At 71.5% G+C, this 15,926-nt stretch carries 10 protein-coding genes; 9 read left to right on the top strand and 1 reads right to left on the bottom strand.

Annotated features, from left to right (window positions below):
• Positions 1-164 precede the first annotated feature (164 nt).
• The gene (eccCa, locus tag K353_RS29440; protein WP_111556558.1) at positions 165-4,115 is read right to left on the bottom strand and encodes a type VII secretion protein EccCa; all 3,951 of its coding nucleotides are present in this window, start codon (positions 4,113-4,115) and stop codon (positions 165-167) included.
• A gap of 565 nt (positions 4,116-4,680) precedes the next feature.
• Between eccCa and eccD the strand changes: the two genes are divergently transcribed.
• From eccD to K353_RS29395, 9 genes are all read left to right on the top strand, one after another.
• Complete coding sequence (gene eccD, locus K353_RS29435; RefSeq protein ID WP_111556557.1) at positions 4,681-6,150, top strand: type VII secretion integral membrane protein EccD; 1,470 nt, start codon at positions 4,681-4,683, stop codon at positions 6,148-6,150.
• Between the two features lie 87 nt (positions 6,151-6,237).
• Complete coding sequence (rpsO, locus tag K353_RS29430; RefSeq protein ID WP_030462697.1) at positions 6,238-6,528, top strand: 30S ribosomal protein S15; 291 nt, start codon at positions 6,238-6,240, stop codon at positions 6,526-6,528.
• Between the two features lie 378 nt (positions 6,529-6,906).
• The gene (locus K353_RS29425) at positions 6,907-9,117 is read left to right on the top strand and encodes a polyribonucleotide nucleotidyltransferase (RefSeq protein ID WP_111556556.1); all 2,211 of its coding nucleotides are present in this window, start codon (positions 6,907-6,909) and stop codon (positions 9,115-9,117) included.
• Positions 9,118-9,220: 103 nt separating this feature from the next.
• Positions 9,221-10,573 (top strand): pitrilysin family protein, encoded by a 1,353-nt coding sequence (locus K353_RS29420; protein WP_233533908.1) that lies wholly within the window; start codon positions 9,221-9,223, stop codon positions 10,571-10,573.
• A 26-nt stretch (positions 10,574-10,599) separates the two neighbouring features.
• Complete coding sequence (dapB, locus tag K353_RS29415) at positions 10,600-11,346, top strand: 4-hydroxy-tetrahydrodipicolinate reductase (protein WP_370447679.1); 747 nt, start codon at positions 10,600-10,602, stop codon at positions 11,344-11,346.
• A gap of 1 nt (position 11,347) precedes the next feature.
• Entirely contained in the window at positions 11,348-11,809 is a 462-nt protein-coding gene (locus K353_RS29410) for a hypothetical protein (RefSeq protein WP_111556553.1), read from the top strand.
• Between the two features lie 37 nt (positions 11,810-11,846).
• Positions 11,847-12,632 (top strand): FAD-dependent thymidylate synthase, encoded by a 786-nt coding sequence (gene thyX, locus K353_RS29405; RefSeq protein WP_111556552.1) that lies wholly within the window; start codon positions 11,847-11,849, stop codon positions 12,630-12,632.
• Positions 12,633-12,947: 315 nt separating this feature from the next.
• Complete coding sequence (gene dapA, locus K353_RS29400; protein ID WP_111556551.1) at positions 12,948-13,847, top strand: 4-hydroxy-tetrahydrodipicolinate synthase; 900 nt, start codon at positions 12,948-12,950, stop codon at positions 13,845-13,847.
• A gap of 171 nt (positions 13,848-14,018) precedes the next feature.
• Positions 14,019-15,704, top strand: a complete 1,686-nt coding sequence (locus tag K353_RS29395; protein WP_111556550.1) for a ribonuclease J — start codon at positions 14,019-14,021, stop codon at positions 15,702-15,704.
• Positions 15,705-15,926 lie beyond the last annotated feature (222 nt).

The following is a 15,926-nucleotide window of genomic DNA, read 5'->3' as shown; positions in this document are numbered from 1 at the left end:
CCGAAAACCGCCCCCGACCGGCCCGGAGGGGTACGGGAACCGAAGGAAAACCGCGAAAAACGGAAGATAACGTTATGACACCGTTCCGGGGCGGGAGTGCCGGAAGGGCCGGACCCCTTCCGAGGTCCGGCCCTTCCGGTCACCGTGCGTGAACGGCGTCCCGGCTAGATCTGCGTCGGCAGCCAGCCGGTCTGCACCGTCTGGCCCGCCTGGATCCGGCGGGAGACGAACACACCGCGGCCCGGCGGCTGCGGCTGCGGCTTGACCGTGCCCAGCAGCGCGCCCTCGCCCTTGTCGCCGGAGAGCAGCAGGCCCTGGCCGCCCAGCTCGCGCATCCGCTGCATCACCGGCTCGAACAGCGAGCGGCCGGCGCCGCCCGCGTTGCGGGCGATGATCAGGCGCAGGCCGATGTCGCGCGCGAACGGCAGGAACTCCGCCAGCGGCGCCATCGGGTTGCCCGACTGGGTGGCGACCAGCTCGTAGTCGTCCACGATCACGAACATGTCCTTGCCGCTGTACCAGCTGCGGTTGCGCAGCTGCTCCGGCGTGACGTCCGGGCCGGGCAGCCGGCGCCCGCAGGCCCCGCGCAGCATCTCCACGATCGCCGACATGGCGGGCGCGGCGGCCGCGTACTCCACCAGGTACTCCGGCGGCACCACGCCGAGCAGCGAGCGGCGGAAGTCGCCGACCACGATGCCCGCCTGGTCCGGGGTGTACCGCTCGGTGATCTGCTTGATCAGCATCCGCAGCATCGCCGACTTGCCGGACTCGCTCTCGCCGAAGACGACGAACAGCGGGTCGGTCTCGAAGTTGACGAACACCGGCGCCAGCTCGACCTCGTCGACGCCGAACGCGACGCCCAGCTCCGGGTGCTCGAAGCCCTTGGGCAGCGAGTGCCCGTCCAGCACCGGCGGCAGCATGCGCACCTGCGGGGCCCGCGGGCCGGTCCAGGCCGCGTTGACCTGGGCGACCAGGTCGGCCACGCCGTCCACCAGGTTCGCGACCTCGCTGGAGCCGTCGATCCGCGGCAGGCCGGAGAGGAAGTGCAGCTGGTCGGCGGTCAGGCCGCGGCCGGGGATGGCCGGGACGTTCGCGGCGACCTTGCGGCCGATCTCGGACTCCATCGAGTCGCCGAGCTTGAGCTCGACCCGGTTCTGCAGCTGGTCCTTCAGCGCCGGGCGGACCTCGGCGTAGCGGGCCGCGGTGATCACCACGTGCACGCCGTAGCCGAGACCGCGCTGCACGATGTCGGCGATGACCGGCTCCAGGACCTCGAACTCCTGCTTGAAGGTCAGCCAGCCGTCGATGAACAGGAACACGTCGCCGAACTGCTCGTCGGGCAGCTGCCCGGCGGCCCGGCGGGACCGGTAGGTGGCGATGGTGTCGATGCCGGTCGAGCGGAACAGCTCCTCCCGGCGGTTGAGCACGCCGTGCACCTCGCTGATCATGCGGCGGACCTTCTCGACGTCCAGCCGGCCCGCGACGCCGCCGACGTGCGGCAGGTCGGCCAGCGAGCCGAAGCCGCCGCCGCCGAAGTCGAGCAGGTAGAACTGCGCCTCGACCGGCGTGTGGGTGACCGAGAAGCCGGCCACGATGGTGCGCACCATGGTGGACTTGCCCGAGCGCGGACCGCCCACGACCATGCCGTGGCCGGCGGCGCCGGAGTAGTCCAGGTACATCACGTCGCGGCGCTGGTCGCGCGGCTTGTCGACGATGCCGACCGGGACGACCAGGTTGCCCTGGCGGACGGCCGCCGGGGTCAGGCCGCGGTCCGGGCTGACCTGGAGCGGCTCCAGCAGGCTGTCCACCGACGGCGACTCGTCCAGCGGCGGCAGCCACACCTGGTGGGCCGGCGGGCCCTGGCCGATCATCCGCTGCACGAACACGTCGAGCATGGTGTCCAGCAGCGCCTCGTCGGTCTCCTCCTCGGGGAGCTCGGGCAGCACCTCCACCTCGGGCTCGACCACCTCGACCTCGGCGGCGGTGAACAGCACCGGCTGGGCGGTGACCACCTGCCCGCCGACCGCGCGCTGGGTGCCCGGCGCCCGGTACTTGCCGGAGACGTACGCGGCGCGGAAGCGCTCCATCACGTCGGAGCCGAACTTGAGGTAGCCCACGCCGGGGATCGGCGGCAGGTGGTAGGCGTCCGGCACGCCGATCGCGGCCCGCGACTCGGCGGCCGAGAAGGTGCGCAGGCCCAGCCGGTAGGAGAGGAAGGTGTCCAGGCCGCGGAGCTTGCCCTCCTCCAGCCGCTGCGAGGCCAGCAGCATGTGCATGCCGAGCGAGCGGCCGATCCGGCCGATCTGGATGAACAGCTCGATGAAGTCCGGCTTGGCGGTGAGGAGTTCGGAGAACTCGTCGATGATCATCAGCAGCGAGGGCAGCGGGTCGAGCGGCGCGCCCGCCGCGCGGGCCCGCTCGTACTCGTTGATGTTCGCGTAGTTGCCCGCCGCGCGCAGCAGCTCCTGGCGGCGGTTCATCTCGCCCTCGATCGCGTCGCGCATGCGGTCGATCAGGGTCGCTTCGCCCTCCAGGTTGGTGATCACGGCCGCGGTGTGCGGCATCTCCGCCATGCCGGCGAAGGTCGCACCGCCCTTGAAGTCCGCGAGGACCAGGTTCAGCACCTCGGAGGAGTGGGTGACCGCCAGCGCCAGCACGATGGTGCGCAGCACCTCGGACTTGCCGGAACCGGTCGCGCCGACGCACATGCCGTGCGGGCCCATGCCCTCCAGCGAGGCCTCCTTGATGTCCAGCCAGACGTACTCGCCGTTGCTGCCGACGCCCAGCGGGACGCGCAGCTTCTCGCGCATCGGCTTGGGGCGCCAGTGCCGGGTCGGGTCGAAGGAGCCCGGGTCGCCGGTGTGCATCATCTCGGTGAAGTCCATCGACACCAGCGACGGGTCGCTGTCGTCGCCGCCCGCCGAGGCCCGGAACGGCGCCAACTGCCGCGCCAGCGCCTCCGACTGCCAGGCCGACAGGGTGTCCGGCGTGCCCGGGTAGCTCGCCCCGGAGGCCGCCTCCAGCAGCAGCTCGTCCTTGCCGACGGTGATCACCAGGTGGCCGTTCGGCTCGTCCAGGTCGCCCGGGACGACCTCGATCACGGTGACGCCCTGGACGCCCTCCGGACCGGCGATCACCGAGTCGACCGGCACCGAGGCGCCGTCCATGATGACCACCAGGTGCGGCTGGTCCGCGGACGGCGTGCTGTCCCGGGAGAAGCCCTTGCGGCCGGCCAGCTCGTTGGCCAGCAGCTCCTCCAGCTCGCCCAGCCCGGAGGCGATCAGGCGGCGCGAGCCGGCCCCGTCGCTCTCCTTGCGGTGCTGGGTGTGCGGCAGCCACTTCGCCCACTCCCACTCCTCCACCGCGCCGGGCGCGGCGGCCACCCCGATCATCAGGTCCTCGGGGGAGTGCAGGGTCGCCAGCTGGGCCACCATCGCCCGCACGTTGCCGTACACCGAGTCCGGGTCGCCGCACACCGTGATGTGGTAGAACGCCCGCAGCGAGACCGCCAGCGGCAGGTCCTGCAGGGTGCCGTGGGTCTTGATGAAGGTGCCCATCGCCTCCGCGGCGAGCGGCTCCAGCTCGTCCATCGGCGCGGTCTGCGGCGCCACCAGCGGCGTCGACAGCTGGAGCGGACCCAGGCCGACCCGGATCTGCGCGAAGTCGGTGTCCGTCGGCCGGCGCTCCCACAGCCGGCGGCCCTCGGCCACCACCGACCACAGCTGGTCCGGCTCCGGGTGGGTGAACAGCAGCGCGCCGCGCTGACGCTCGGCCGTGCGGCGCACCTCGCGCCGCTTCTGCTGCAGGTACTTCAGGTAGTCGCGGCGCTCGTCCGAGGTGGCCGCGCTGCCGCCCTTGCGGGCCCGGACGATCTGCGCCACCGCCATCGCGGCGGTGGAGGCGATCATCAGGACGCCCATCATCTTCATCGGACCCTGGCCGCCCTGGAACAGGAAGGCCGCGCTGCCGCCCATGCCGAGCATCGGCATCAGCGTCATCAACCAGTCCTCGCCGCCGCCGCGCGGCAGCTCGGGCGGCGGAACCAGCTCGACCGGCTCCTCCGACACCGCGGGCGGGAACGCCCGCGGCGGGCGCTTCACCGTCACCGTACTCATGCGCCCACCCCGCAAGCGCCCGGCGCGCGCTTCGCCCGCGCGCCCCGCCCGGCGAGGAACTCGCTCCGCTCGTTCATACCGTCACCCCGTCCCGGGCGGCAGCCGCAGCGCGCGACCCGCCGTTCTCAACGGCGCGCCCTCCCAGGGCACTTGACAGGGGGCACCCCCATCGCTCGCTCACAATCCGCCCTCACGCATCTGGATACGTACGGTGAGGGCGCCCCGTGTGATGACGCCGCCCCCGCTCCGCCGAACCGCAGGCGCGCGGGGCTGCCGCGTCTTCGACCGCCGCCCCCGTACGCCGTGCGCAGGGGCCGATCCTACTGCGCACGCCAAGCGGTTCGTCCACGGGGTCGCACCGGCTCCCGCACGGCCCTGACCGCCCGTCAGCCGCGCCGCCCGGCCCGACCGGCGCGGAACCGCGCCGCACCCGGCGCACACCGCCCTTCCCGCGGAGGGTAAGGTGTCGCCGCGCCAACTCTCGTTCGGACCGTGACAGTTCCGGAACCGTTGCGACGAGTGGTCAGCAGCCTTGCCGACACAGCCAACGAGGGGGAGAGGGCCGGTGAGCAACAACGCAACGACCGGTTTCTGCCGGGTCACCGTAGTGGCGCCCGACAGCCGGATCGACGTCGCCCTGCCGGAGGACGTCCCGCTCGCGGACATCTATCCGGAAGTGCTCAGGCTCTCCGGACAGACCCAGGTGGACGGAACGCCGACCGGCTTCCACCTGGTCCGGCGGGACGGCACCGTGCTGGACAGCGGACTGCCGCTCGCGGCCCAGCAGGTCCGCGACGGCGACCTGCTGAGCCTGCGGCCGTTCGCCGAATCACTGCCGCCGGCCGTCTACGACGACGTCGCGGACGCCATCGCCTCCGCGGTCGAGGCCGACCGCCGGTTCTGGAGCCCCGACCTGATGCGGGCCTTCGGCCTGATCGCGGGCACCGTGCTGCTGGCGCTGCTGGCCTTCGCGCTCTGGTTCTCCGACCTGCGGCACAACATGTTCGGCCTGCCCGGCATCCTGTCCGGCGTCACCGCGATCGCCCTGGTGACCTTCGCCGGCGTGCGCGCCCGGGTCTACGCCGACCACACCGCCGCGCTGGCCCTCGGCCTCGGCGCGCTGCCGCACGCCATGCTGGCCGGCTCCGGCGTCATCGACGTCCCCGGCGCCGGCGACGGCCCCGGCCGGCTCCAGTTCCTGGTCGGCTGCGTCACCGTGCTGGTGGTCTCCGTCCTGCTGGTCGGCCTGCTCCCGGAGAAGGACTCGGTGTTCGTCGCCGCCGCCTTCCTGGCCACCGCCGGCACCCTGTCCACCTTCGCCGCGGTCCTGATGTCCGGCACCGCGGTCACCGACATCGCCGCCGTCACCGGCGTCGCCGCGGTCGCCGTGATCGGCTTCCTGCCCGCGCTCTCCGCCCGCTTCGCCCGCCTGCCCGTCGGCTTCAGCGCCCCCGGCCAGACCCGCACCCGCGGCACCGCGTACGGCGAGGAGGCCAACAGCGCCGAGACCGTCCAGTACGAGCGGATCGCCGCCCAGGCCCGCCGCGGCCACGAGGTGCTGGTCGGCCTGGTCGGCGGCGCCTCCGCCACCATCGTCGGCGCCTGCACCGTGCTCGGCTTCAGCGACCGCACCTGGGCCGAGCTGCTGGCCCTGGCCATCGGCGTCTCCACCATGCTGCGGGCCCGGCTGTTCCGCTACACCGCGCAGGTCTTCGCGCTCACCGTCTCCGGCCTGGCCGCGCTCTCCCTGCTGATCCTCGGCCTCGCCCTGCACACCCCGGTGCACCTGCTGCTCACCCAGCTGACCACCGGCTCCACCGGCGGCACCGACCTGCGCACCGTCTGGCTGGCCGCGTCCATCGCGGCGGGCGCGGCGGTGATGACCGCCATCGCGCTGATCGTCCCGCGCTCGGGGGTGTCCCCGTTCTGGGGCCGCATCCTGGACATGGTCGACAGCCTGATGCTGCTCTCGCTCGTCCCGCTCGCCCTCGCCGTGCTCGACGTCTACAACGTGGTGCGCGGCGCGACCAGCTGAGCCGGACTGCTAGGGTTGAGTGGACCGGGTCTTGTCAGGTCCTGTGCTTCCTACCAGGACCGCTCGGACACACCGAAGGAGATGCCCGTGGCCCTCGCCGCTGACGTCAAGAAGCAGATCATCGCCGAGTTCGGCCAGAAGGAGGGCGACACCGGCTCCCCCGAGGTCCAGGTGGCCATGCTCTCCCGCCGGATCTCGGACCTGACCGAGCACCTCAAGTTCCACAAGCACGACCACCACTCGCGCCGCGGCCTGCTGATCCTGGTCGGCCAGCGTCGCCGCCTGCTGCAGTACCTGGCCAAGAAGGACATCGAGCGCTTCCGTACCCTGGTGGACCGCCTCGGCATCCGCCGCGGTGCCGCCGGCGGCGCCCGCTGACACCGCTCGCAGGGGCGGCTCCCCTCTCCGGGGGAGCCGCCCCTCGGCGCATTCCGCGCCACCCCGCGACCACGCCCCGCGACGAACCCGTCCGCGTAAAGCCGCGCTCGGTAGGGTGTGAATTTGTAAGGTAAAGGGCATGCCCGCCCTTGCGGGCCGGAACAAGGCTTCAAACGGAAGCCGCCCGCACCCCGCAGGAGCGTCCACACGCCGACCGCCGCACGCCGAGAGGCGCCGGTCCTCGGTAGTGGCCGCCGGGAACCCCGCGAGAGGGTCCGACCCGGTGGCTTCGATCGAAGACCGGCCCAGTTGCCCGGGCCGCGGCAGGCAAGCGCAGGGGCGCTCCTGGGGAGACGTACGAAAGAGGAGATCTTCCAGGTGGAAGAGAACGTTTTCTACGCCGAAGCCGTCATCGACAACGGCAGCTTCGGTACCCGCACCATCCGCTTCGAGACCGGCCGCCTGGCCCGCCAGGCCGCCGGCTCCGCCGTGGCCTACCTGGACGACGACACCATGGTGCTGTCGGCCACCAGCGCCTCGAAGCAGCCCAAGGAGCACTTCGACTTCTTCCCGCTGACGGTCGACGTCGAGGAGCGGATGTACGCCGCCGGGCGCATCCCCGGCTCGTTCTTCCGTCGCGAGGGCCGCCCCTCCGAGGACGCGATCCTCACCTGCCGCCTGATCGACCGCCCGCTGCGCCCGTCCTTCGCCAAGGGCCTGCGCAACGAGATCCAGGTCGTCGTGACGGTCATGGCGCTCAACCCCGACCACCTGTACGACGTGGTGGCCATCAACGCGGCCTCCGCCTCCACCCAGCTGGCCGGCCTGCCGTTCTCCGGCCCGATCGGCGGCGTCCGCGTCGCGCTGATCAACGGCCAGTGGGTGGCCTTCCCGACCCATTCCGAGCTGGAGTCGGCCGTCTTCGACATGGTCGTCGCCGGCCGCGCCCTGCCCGACGGCGACGTCGCGATCATGATGGTCGAGGCCGAGGCCACCGACAAGACCATCAAGCTGGTCGAGGGCGGTGCCGAGGCCCCCACCGAGGAGGTCGTCGCCGCCGGCCTGGAGGCCGCCAAGCCGTTCATCAAGGTGCTGTGCGCCGCGCAGTCCCAGCTCGCCAAGCAGGCCGCCAAGCCGACCGGAGAGTTCCCGCGCTTCCTGGAGTACCAGGACGACGTGCTGGCCGCGCTGACCTCCGCCGTCAAGGACGAGCTCGCCAAGGCGCTCACCATCGCCGGCAAGCAGGAGCGCCAGAACGAGCTGGACCGGATCAAGGGCGTCGCCGCCGACAAGCTGCTCCCGGAGTTCGAGGGCCGCGAGAAGGAGATCGGCGCCGCCTACAACGCGCTGACCAAGAAGATCGTCCGCGAGCGCGTCATCAAGGACAAGGTCCGCATCGACGGCCGCGGCGTCACCGACATCCGCACCCTGGCCGCCGAGGTCGAGGCCATCCCGCGGGTGCACGGCTCGGCCCTGTTCGAGCGCGGCGAGACCCAGATCCTGGGCGTCACCACGCTGAACATGCTGCGCATGGAGCAGCAGCTCGACACGCTCTCCCCGGAGACCCGTCGCCGCTACATGCACAACTACAACTTCCCGCCGTACTCGGTCGGCGAGACCGGCCGGGTGGGCTCGCCCAAGCGCCGCGAGATCGGCCACGGCGCCCTCGCCGAGCGCGCGATCCTCCCGGTCCTGCCGTCCCGCGAGGAGTTCCCCTACGCGATCCGCCAGGTCTCCGAGGCGCTGGGCTCCAACGGCTCCACCTCGATGGGCTCGGTCTGCGCCTCCACCATGTCGCTGCTGAACGCCGGTGTGCCGCTCAAGGCCCCGGTCGCCGGCATCGCGATGGGCCTGATCTCCCAGGAGATCGAGGGCGAGACCCACTACGTGACCCTCACCGACATCCTCGGCGCCGAGGACGCGTACGGCGACATGGACTTCAAGGTCGCCGGCACCCGCAACTTCATCACCGCCCTCCAGCTCGACACCAAGCTCGACGGCATCCCGGCCTCCGTGCTGGCCGCCGCGCTGAAGCAGGCCAAGGACGCCCGCCTGCACATCCTCGACGTCATGAACGAGGCCATCGACGCGCCCGACGAGATGTCCCCGAACGCGCCGCGGATCATCACCATCAAGATCCCGGTGGACAAGATCGGCGAGGTCATCGGCCCCAAGGGCAAGATGATCAACCAGATCCAGGAGGACACCGGCGCGGACATCACCATCGAGGACGACGGCACCATCTACATCGGTGCGGTCGACGGCCCCTCGGCGGAGGCGGCCCGCTCGACGATCAACCAGATCGCCAACCCGACCATGCCGGAGGTCGGCGAGCGCTACCTGGGCACCGTGGTGAAGACCACCACCTTCGGCGCCTTCGTCTCGCTCATGCCGGGCAAGGACGGCCTGCTGCACATCTCGCAGATCCGCAAGCTGGCCGGCGGCAAGCGCGTCGAGAACGTCGAGGACGTGCTCGCCGTCGGTGCCAAGGTGCAGGTCGAGATCGCCGAGATCGACCCGCGCGGCAAGCTCTCGCTGATCCCGGTCATCGAGGGCGAGGAGGGCGGCGAGGCCGCCGCCTCCGAGTGACCTCCCGGTAGCACCCCGCGGCCCGCACGCCCCCACCGGCGCGTGCGGGCCGCACCCTGTTCGTGAAGTCCTGTTCGTGCAGCAGCAGTTGGAAGGAACACCCGTGGCCCAGGCCTCGGCGGCGAAGCAGCGCCCCGGAACCACCCGGACCCTGCTCAAGGGCACCGACGGCGCGGGCACCGTCCGCCGTACGGTGCTCCCCGGCGGCCTGCGGGTCGTCACCGAGACCCTCCCGACGGTGCGCAGCGCCACCTTCGGCATCTGGGTCGGCGTCGGCTCCCGCGACGAGACCCCGGTCCTCAACGGCGCCACCCACTACCTCGAACACCTGCTCTTCAAGGGCACCGCCCGGCGCGACGCGCTGGAGATCTCCGCCGCGCTCGACGCGGTCGGCGGCGAGATGAACGCCTTCACCGCCAAGGAGAACACCTGCTACTACGCGCGGGTCCTGGACACCGACCTGCCGCTCGCCATCGACGTGGTCTGCGACATGCTGACCGGCTCGCTGATCCGCCCCGAGGACGTGGAGTCCGAGCGCGGCGTCATCCTCGAGGAGATGGCGATGGCCGAGGACGACCCGGGCGACGTGGTGCACGACCTGTTCGCCAAGGTGATCTTCGGCGAGTCCCCGCTCGGCCGCCCCATCCTGGGCACCCAGGACACCGTCACCGGACTCACCCGCGACCAGATCGCCGGCTTCTACCGGCGCCGCTACAAGCCGGAGAACCTGGTGGTCGCCGCGGCCGGCCACCTCGACCACGCCGAGGTGGTCAAGCTGGTCGAGCGGGCCTTCGCGCCCGTCCTGGCCAAGTCCAAGGGCCACCCCGCCGAGGTCCGCCGCGGCATCAAGGCCGTCCGCACCGCGGGCCGGGCCGCCGTCCTCAACCGCCCCACCGAGCAGGCCCACCTGGTCCTCGGCGTCCCCGGCGTGCCGCGCCACGACGAGCGCCGCTGGGCGATCGGCGTGCTCAACGCGGCCCTCGGCGGCGGCATGAGCTCCCGGCTGTTCCAGGAGGTCCGGGAGAAGCGCGGCCTGGCCTACTCCGTCTACTCCTACTCCTCCTCGTACGCCGACACCGGCCTGTTCGGCATCTACGCCGGCTGCCAGCCCAAGCGGGTCGAGGAGGTGCTGAGGATCTGCCGCGCCGAACTCGCCCGGGTGGTCGACGAGGGCATCACCGAGGAGGAGCTGCGCCGCGCCGTCGGCCAGATCTCCGGCTCCACCGTGCTCGGCATGGAGGACACCGGCTCGCTGATGAACCGGATCGGCAAGGCCGAACTCTCCTACGGCCACCACCTGTCGGTGGACGAGATGCTGGCGAAGATCGCCGCGGTGACCCTGGACGACGTGCACGCCGCCGCCCGTGATGTGCTGGGGGCGCACCGCCCCTCGCTCGCCCTGATCGGCCCGATCAACGACCGGCGGGCGGCCAAGCTCGCCGACCTGCTGGTCTGACCGACCGGCCTGAGAGGATGACTGACATGACGCTGCGCGTCGCCGTGATCGGCGCCGGGGGCCGGATCGGCTCCGAGGCCGTCAAGGCCGTCGAGGCCGCCGAGGACATGGAGCTGGTGGCCGCGCTGGGCCGCGGCTCCGACCTGACCGAACTCACCGGGGCCCGGGCCGACGTCGCCGTCGAACTCACCCACCCCGACGCGGTGATGGGCAACCTCGACTACTGCCTGCACCACGGCATCCACGTGGTCACCGGCACCACCGGCTGGAACGACGCCAGGCTCGCCGAGGTCGAGGGCTGGCTCGCCGCGAACCCGGCCGTCGGCCTGCTGATCGCCCCCAACTTCTCCATCGGCGCGATCCTCGGGATGAAGTTCGCGCAGACCGCCGCCCGGTACTTCGACTCCGTCGAGGTGCTCGAACTGCACCACGACCACAAGGCCGACGCCCCCTCCGGCACCGCCACCCGCACCGCTCAGCTGATCGCCGCCGCCCGCGCCGAGGCCGGCCTGCCCCCGCAGCACGACCCCACCACCCACGGCCTGCCCGGCGCCCGCGGCGCCGACGTGGACGGCGTCCCGGTGCACGCGGTGCGGCTGCGCGGCCTGCTGGCCCACCAGCAGGTGATGCTCGGCGGCGAGGGCGAGACCCTGACCGTCCGGCACGACTCGACGCACCACAGCAGCTTCATGCCCGGCATCCTGCTCGGTGCCCGGAAGATCGCCGACCACCCGGGCCTCACCTTCGGCCTGGAACACTTCCTGGACCTGTGACATGACCTCCCGCACCGGCTTCTTCGTCCTCTCCGGCGTCCTGCTGCTGGTCAGCCTGGTCTGCATCGGCGAGGGCGTCCAACTGGTCGCCACCGGAAAGCCGCTGGGCATCGGCATCGGCCTCTGCGCCTTCGTCATCCCGGTGATCGGCATCTGGTTCCTCGCCCAGACCGTCCGCTTCGGCCGGGCCAGCGAGCGGCTCGCCCGCGCGCTGGAGGCCGAGGGCGGCCTGCCGGTCGACGAACTCCGGCGCACCGGCGGCGGCCGGATCGACCGGGCCTCCGCCGACGCGGTGTTCACCCGCCGCAAGGCCGAGGCCGAGGCCGACCCGGCGGACTGGCGCAACTTCTTCCGCCTCGCCGTCGCCTACGCGGACGCGGGCGACGTGCCGCGCGCCCGCAAGGCGATGCAGCACGCCATCAAGCTGTACGACCGGGACGCCTCGCCCGCCGCCGTAGACTGACCCGGACGCCACCCCAGACCCCTCAGGACGTTCTCCCATGCGCGCAGTCGAACCCCAGGTCCACCTCATCGCCCGCCCCGAACTCGACTACGACGAGGTCGCCGCCTACCTCCAGGACGTCGGCGGCGAGAGCTGGCTGGAGCGGGTCGACCGCGGCGACCTGGACGACGCCCAGAACCTGGCCGAGTTCGCCGGCCGGATCTGCTACCGCTCGTGGAAGCCGGGCCTCAACCCGAACGTCACCAAGGTCCGCACCGACCAGGACGTCTACCTCAAGAACATCCTGGCCAGCGCGCACGGCTCGGTGCTGGAGCACGTCTCCTTCACCTTCGTCCTGCACAACGTCAGCCGGGTGGTCACCCACGAACTGGTCCGCCACCGGGCCGGCGTCGCGGTCTCCCAGGAGTCGCTGCGCTTCGTCCGCCTCGACGACATCCCGTTCTGGTTCCCCGAGTGGGCGCAGAAGGACCAGGAGCTGATGGACCGGGCCACCGGCCTGATGCAGCAGATCGAGGAGTTCCAGCACTGGATGGCCGACCACTTCGGGCTGGACGAGGAGGGCGTCCCCTTCCACGAGAAGAAGGAGAAGACCTCCTTCATGCGCCGCTTCGCCCCCGAGGGCCTGGCCACCGGCCTGGTCTGGACGGCCAACGTCCGCACCCTGCGGCACGTGATCGAGAACCGCACCGCGCCGGGCGCCGAGGAGGAGATCCGGCTGCTGTTCGGCAAGATCGGCGAGCTGATGGTCAAGGAGGCCCCGTCGCTGTTCGGCGACTACACCGTCGAGGACGGCGCCTGGGTGCCGGGCTGGCGCAAGGTCTGACGGGCCGTCGGCGCACCGGCCCGGCCGCCCTCACCCGTGCGGCCTGCGGCCGGCGGCGGCCCCCCGCCCGCTGACCTGCGCCGACGGGCAGATGGGCGGACTGTCCGGCATGTCTGGATTGCGGCTTTCTCGGCCGCTCCATACGCTCAGGACACGGATTCCGGTGCTGCGTGAACCCCCGAGCGCGCAGCACCGGAATCCCATGTCCGGCCCGGGTCCCGCCGCCCCGACCACCGCCCCGACCACCGCCCCGCACTGTCCGAACCCTGGACCTGCGTGGCTACCGACCACCGCCCTACGAGTAGCTTTGGACCCATGGCTCCGACCTCCACACCGCAGACGCCCTTCGGCCGGGTCCTGACCGCGATGGTCACCCCGTTCACCCCCGAAGGGGACCTCGACCTCGACGGCGCCCAGCGCCTCGCCGCCCACCTGGTGGACTCCGGGAACGACGGCCTGGTCCTCAACGGCACCACCGGCGAGTCGCCCACCACGACCGACGCGGAGAAGTCCCGCCTGGTGCGGGCCGTGGTCGAGGCGGTCGGGGACCGCGCCCACGTCATCACCGGCGTCGGCACCAACGACACCCGGCACAGCGTGGAGCTCGCCCGCCAGGCCCTGGAGGCCGGCGCGCACGGCCTGCTCGCCGTCACCCCGTACTACAGCAAGCCCCCGCAGGAGGGCCTGTACCGGCACACCGTCGCCGTCGCCGACGCCACCGACCTGCCGGTCATGCTGTACGACATCCCCGGCCGCTCCGGCGTCCCGCTCGACCTCGACACCCTGGTTCGGCTCGGCGAGCACCCCCGGATCGTCGCCAACAAGGACGCCAAGGGCGACGTCGCCGCGGCCTCCTGGGCCGTCGCCCGCGCCGACCTCGCCTGGTACTCCGGCGACGACAACCTGACCCTGCCGCTGCTCTCGGTCGGAGCCGTCGGCGTGGTCAGCGTGGTCGGCCACGTCGTCGCCGCCGAGATGCGTGCCATGATCGAGGCGTTCACGGCCGGCGACACCGCCAAGGCGCTCGCCGTCCACCAGTCCCTGCTCCCGGTCTTCAGCGGAATGTTCCGCACCCAGGGAGTGATCCTCGCCAAGGCGGCGTTGAACCTGCAGGGACACCCGGCCGGCCCGCTCCGGCTGCCCCTGGTCCCCGCCACGGACGCGGAGACCGCCCGGTTGAAGGAGGATCTCGCCGCCGGCGGGGTACACCTGTAACCAACAACAGACGTGCGCGCCCCCGGCTCGCCGGACCCACCCGGGTCCGCCGCTGGACCGGGACCGAAGGCGCGCGGCACTCGGCAGTCAGGTAACCACGATGGACGCACGCCATATGCCACCGGGGGAGGAACCCCCCGGGCATGTGGCGTGCGTCGTGAGGAGAGTCTTTTGAGCCACCCGCACCCCGAACTCGGCGCGCCGCCCGCCCTCAAGGAAGGCGCCCTCCGCATCACCCCGCTCGGCGGTCTCGGCGAGATCGGCCGCAACATGACCGTGCTGGAGTACGGCGACCGCATCCTGATCGTCGACTGCGGCGTCCTCTTCCCCGAGGACGAGCAGCCCGGCGTCGACCTGATCCTCCCCGACTTCAGCTACATCCGGGACCGCCTCGACAAGGTCGACGGCATCATCCTGACCCACGGCCACGAGGACCACATCGGCGCCGTGCCCTACCTGCTCCGGGAGAACCCGGACATCCCGCTGATCGGCTCGAAGCTCACCCTCGCCCTGATCGAGGCCAAGCTCGCCGAACACCGCATCCACCCCTACGTCCTGGAGGTCGTGGAGGGCGACCGCGAGCGGATCGGCCCCTTCGACTGCCAGTTCATCGCGGTCAACCACTCCATCCCGGACGCCCTCGCCGTCGCCGTCCGCACCCCCGCGGGCATGGTGGTCGCCACCGGCGACTTCAAGATGGACCAGCTCCCGCTGGACGGCCGGCTGACCGACCTCCCGGCCTTCGCCAAGCTGGCCGAGGAGGGCATGGACCTGCTGCTGGTGGACTCCACCAACGCCGAGGTCCCCGGCTTCATCCCGCACGAGCGCGACATCTCCGCGGCCCTGCGCAACGTCTTCGCCAACGCGGACAAGCGCATCATCGTCGCCTCCTTCGCCAGCCACGTGCACCGCATCCAGCAGGTGCTGGACGCCGCGCACGAGTACAAGCGCAAGGTCGCCTTCGTCGGCCGCTCGATGGTCCGCAACATGGGCATCGCCCGCGAGCTCGGCTACCTGAAGGTCCCCGGCAACCTGCTCGTCGACGTCAAGACACTCGACGACCTCCCCGACAAGGAGGTGGTGCTGATCTGCACCGGCTCCCAGGGCGAGCCGATGGCCGCACTCTCCCGGATGGCCAACCGCGACCACCAGATCCGCATCGTCGAGGGCGACACCGTCGTCCTCGCCTCCTCGCTGATCCCCGGCAACGAGAACGCCGTCTACCGCGTCATCAACGGCCTCACCCGCTGGGGCGCCAAGGTCGTCCACAAGGGCAACGCCAAGGTGCACGTCTCCGGCCACGCCTCGGCCGGCGAGCTCCTGTACTTCTTCAACATCTGCAAGCCCAAGAACCTGATGCCCGTCCACGGCGAATGGCGCCACCTGCGCGCCGCCGCCGACCTGGGCATCGCCACCGGCATCCCGCGCAACCGCGTGGTCATCGCCGAGGACGGCGTCTGCGTCGACCTGGAGAAGGGCGTCGCCCGGATCGTCGGCAAGGTCCGGGCCGGCTACGTCTACGTGGACGGCTCCTCGGTCGGCGACATCACCGAAGCCTCGCTCAAGGACCGCCGCATCCTCGGCGAGGAGGGCTTCATCTCGGTCTTCGTGGTGGTCGACTCCACCAACGGCAAGATCGTCAGCGGCCCGACCATCCAGGCCCGCGGCTCCGGCATCGAGGACAACGCGTTCACCTCGATCGCCTCCAAGCTGGAGGAGGCCCTGACCCGCTCCGCCGGCGAGGGCGTCCTGGAGGTCCGCCAGATCCAGCAGCTGGTCCGCCGGACCGTCGGCAAGTGGGTCGCGGACAACTACCGCCGCCGCCCGATGATCCTCCCGGTCGTCGTCGAGGTCTGAGCCACGACCTGATTTGACCTGGGGCAGCCCGGTGCGTAATGTTCTCCGGGTTGCCCCACGGCCGTGCGGCTTCGCTCCGGATTCGAATTCGTTCGAATCGGGGCGGGGAAAACGGGTCGAGAAACTCTGATAGAGTTCGGGAGCGCCGAAAGGCGAAAGCGAATCGGATCAAATGAAACTCCGGAAAACGGAGCGGAAAACCTCTGATAAGCTGGGAACACG

The sequence above is a fragment of the Kitasatospora sp. SolWspMP-SS2h genome (assembly GCF_003259315.1).
Lineage (GTDB): Bacteria > Actinomycetota > Actinomycetes > Streptomycetales > Streptomycetaceae > Kitasatospora > Kitasatospora fiedleri.
This window is presented reverse-complemented; position numbering and strand designations above follow the sequence as displayed.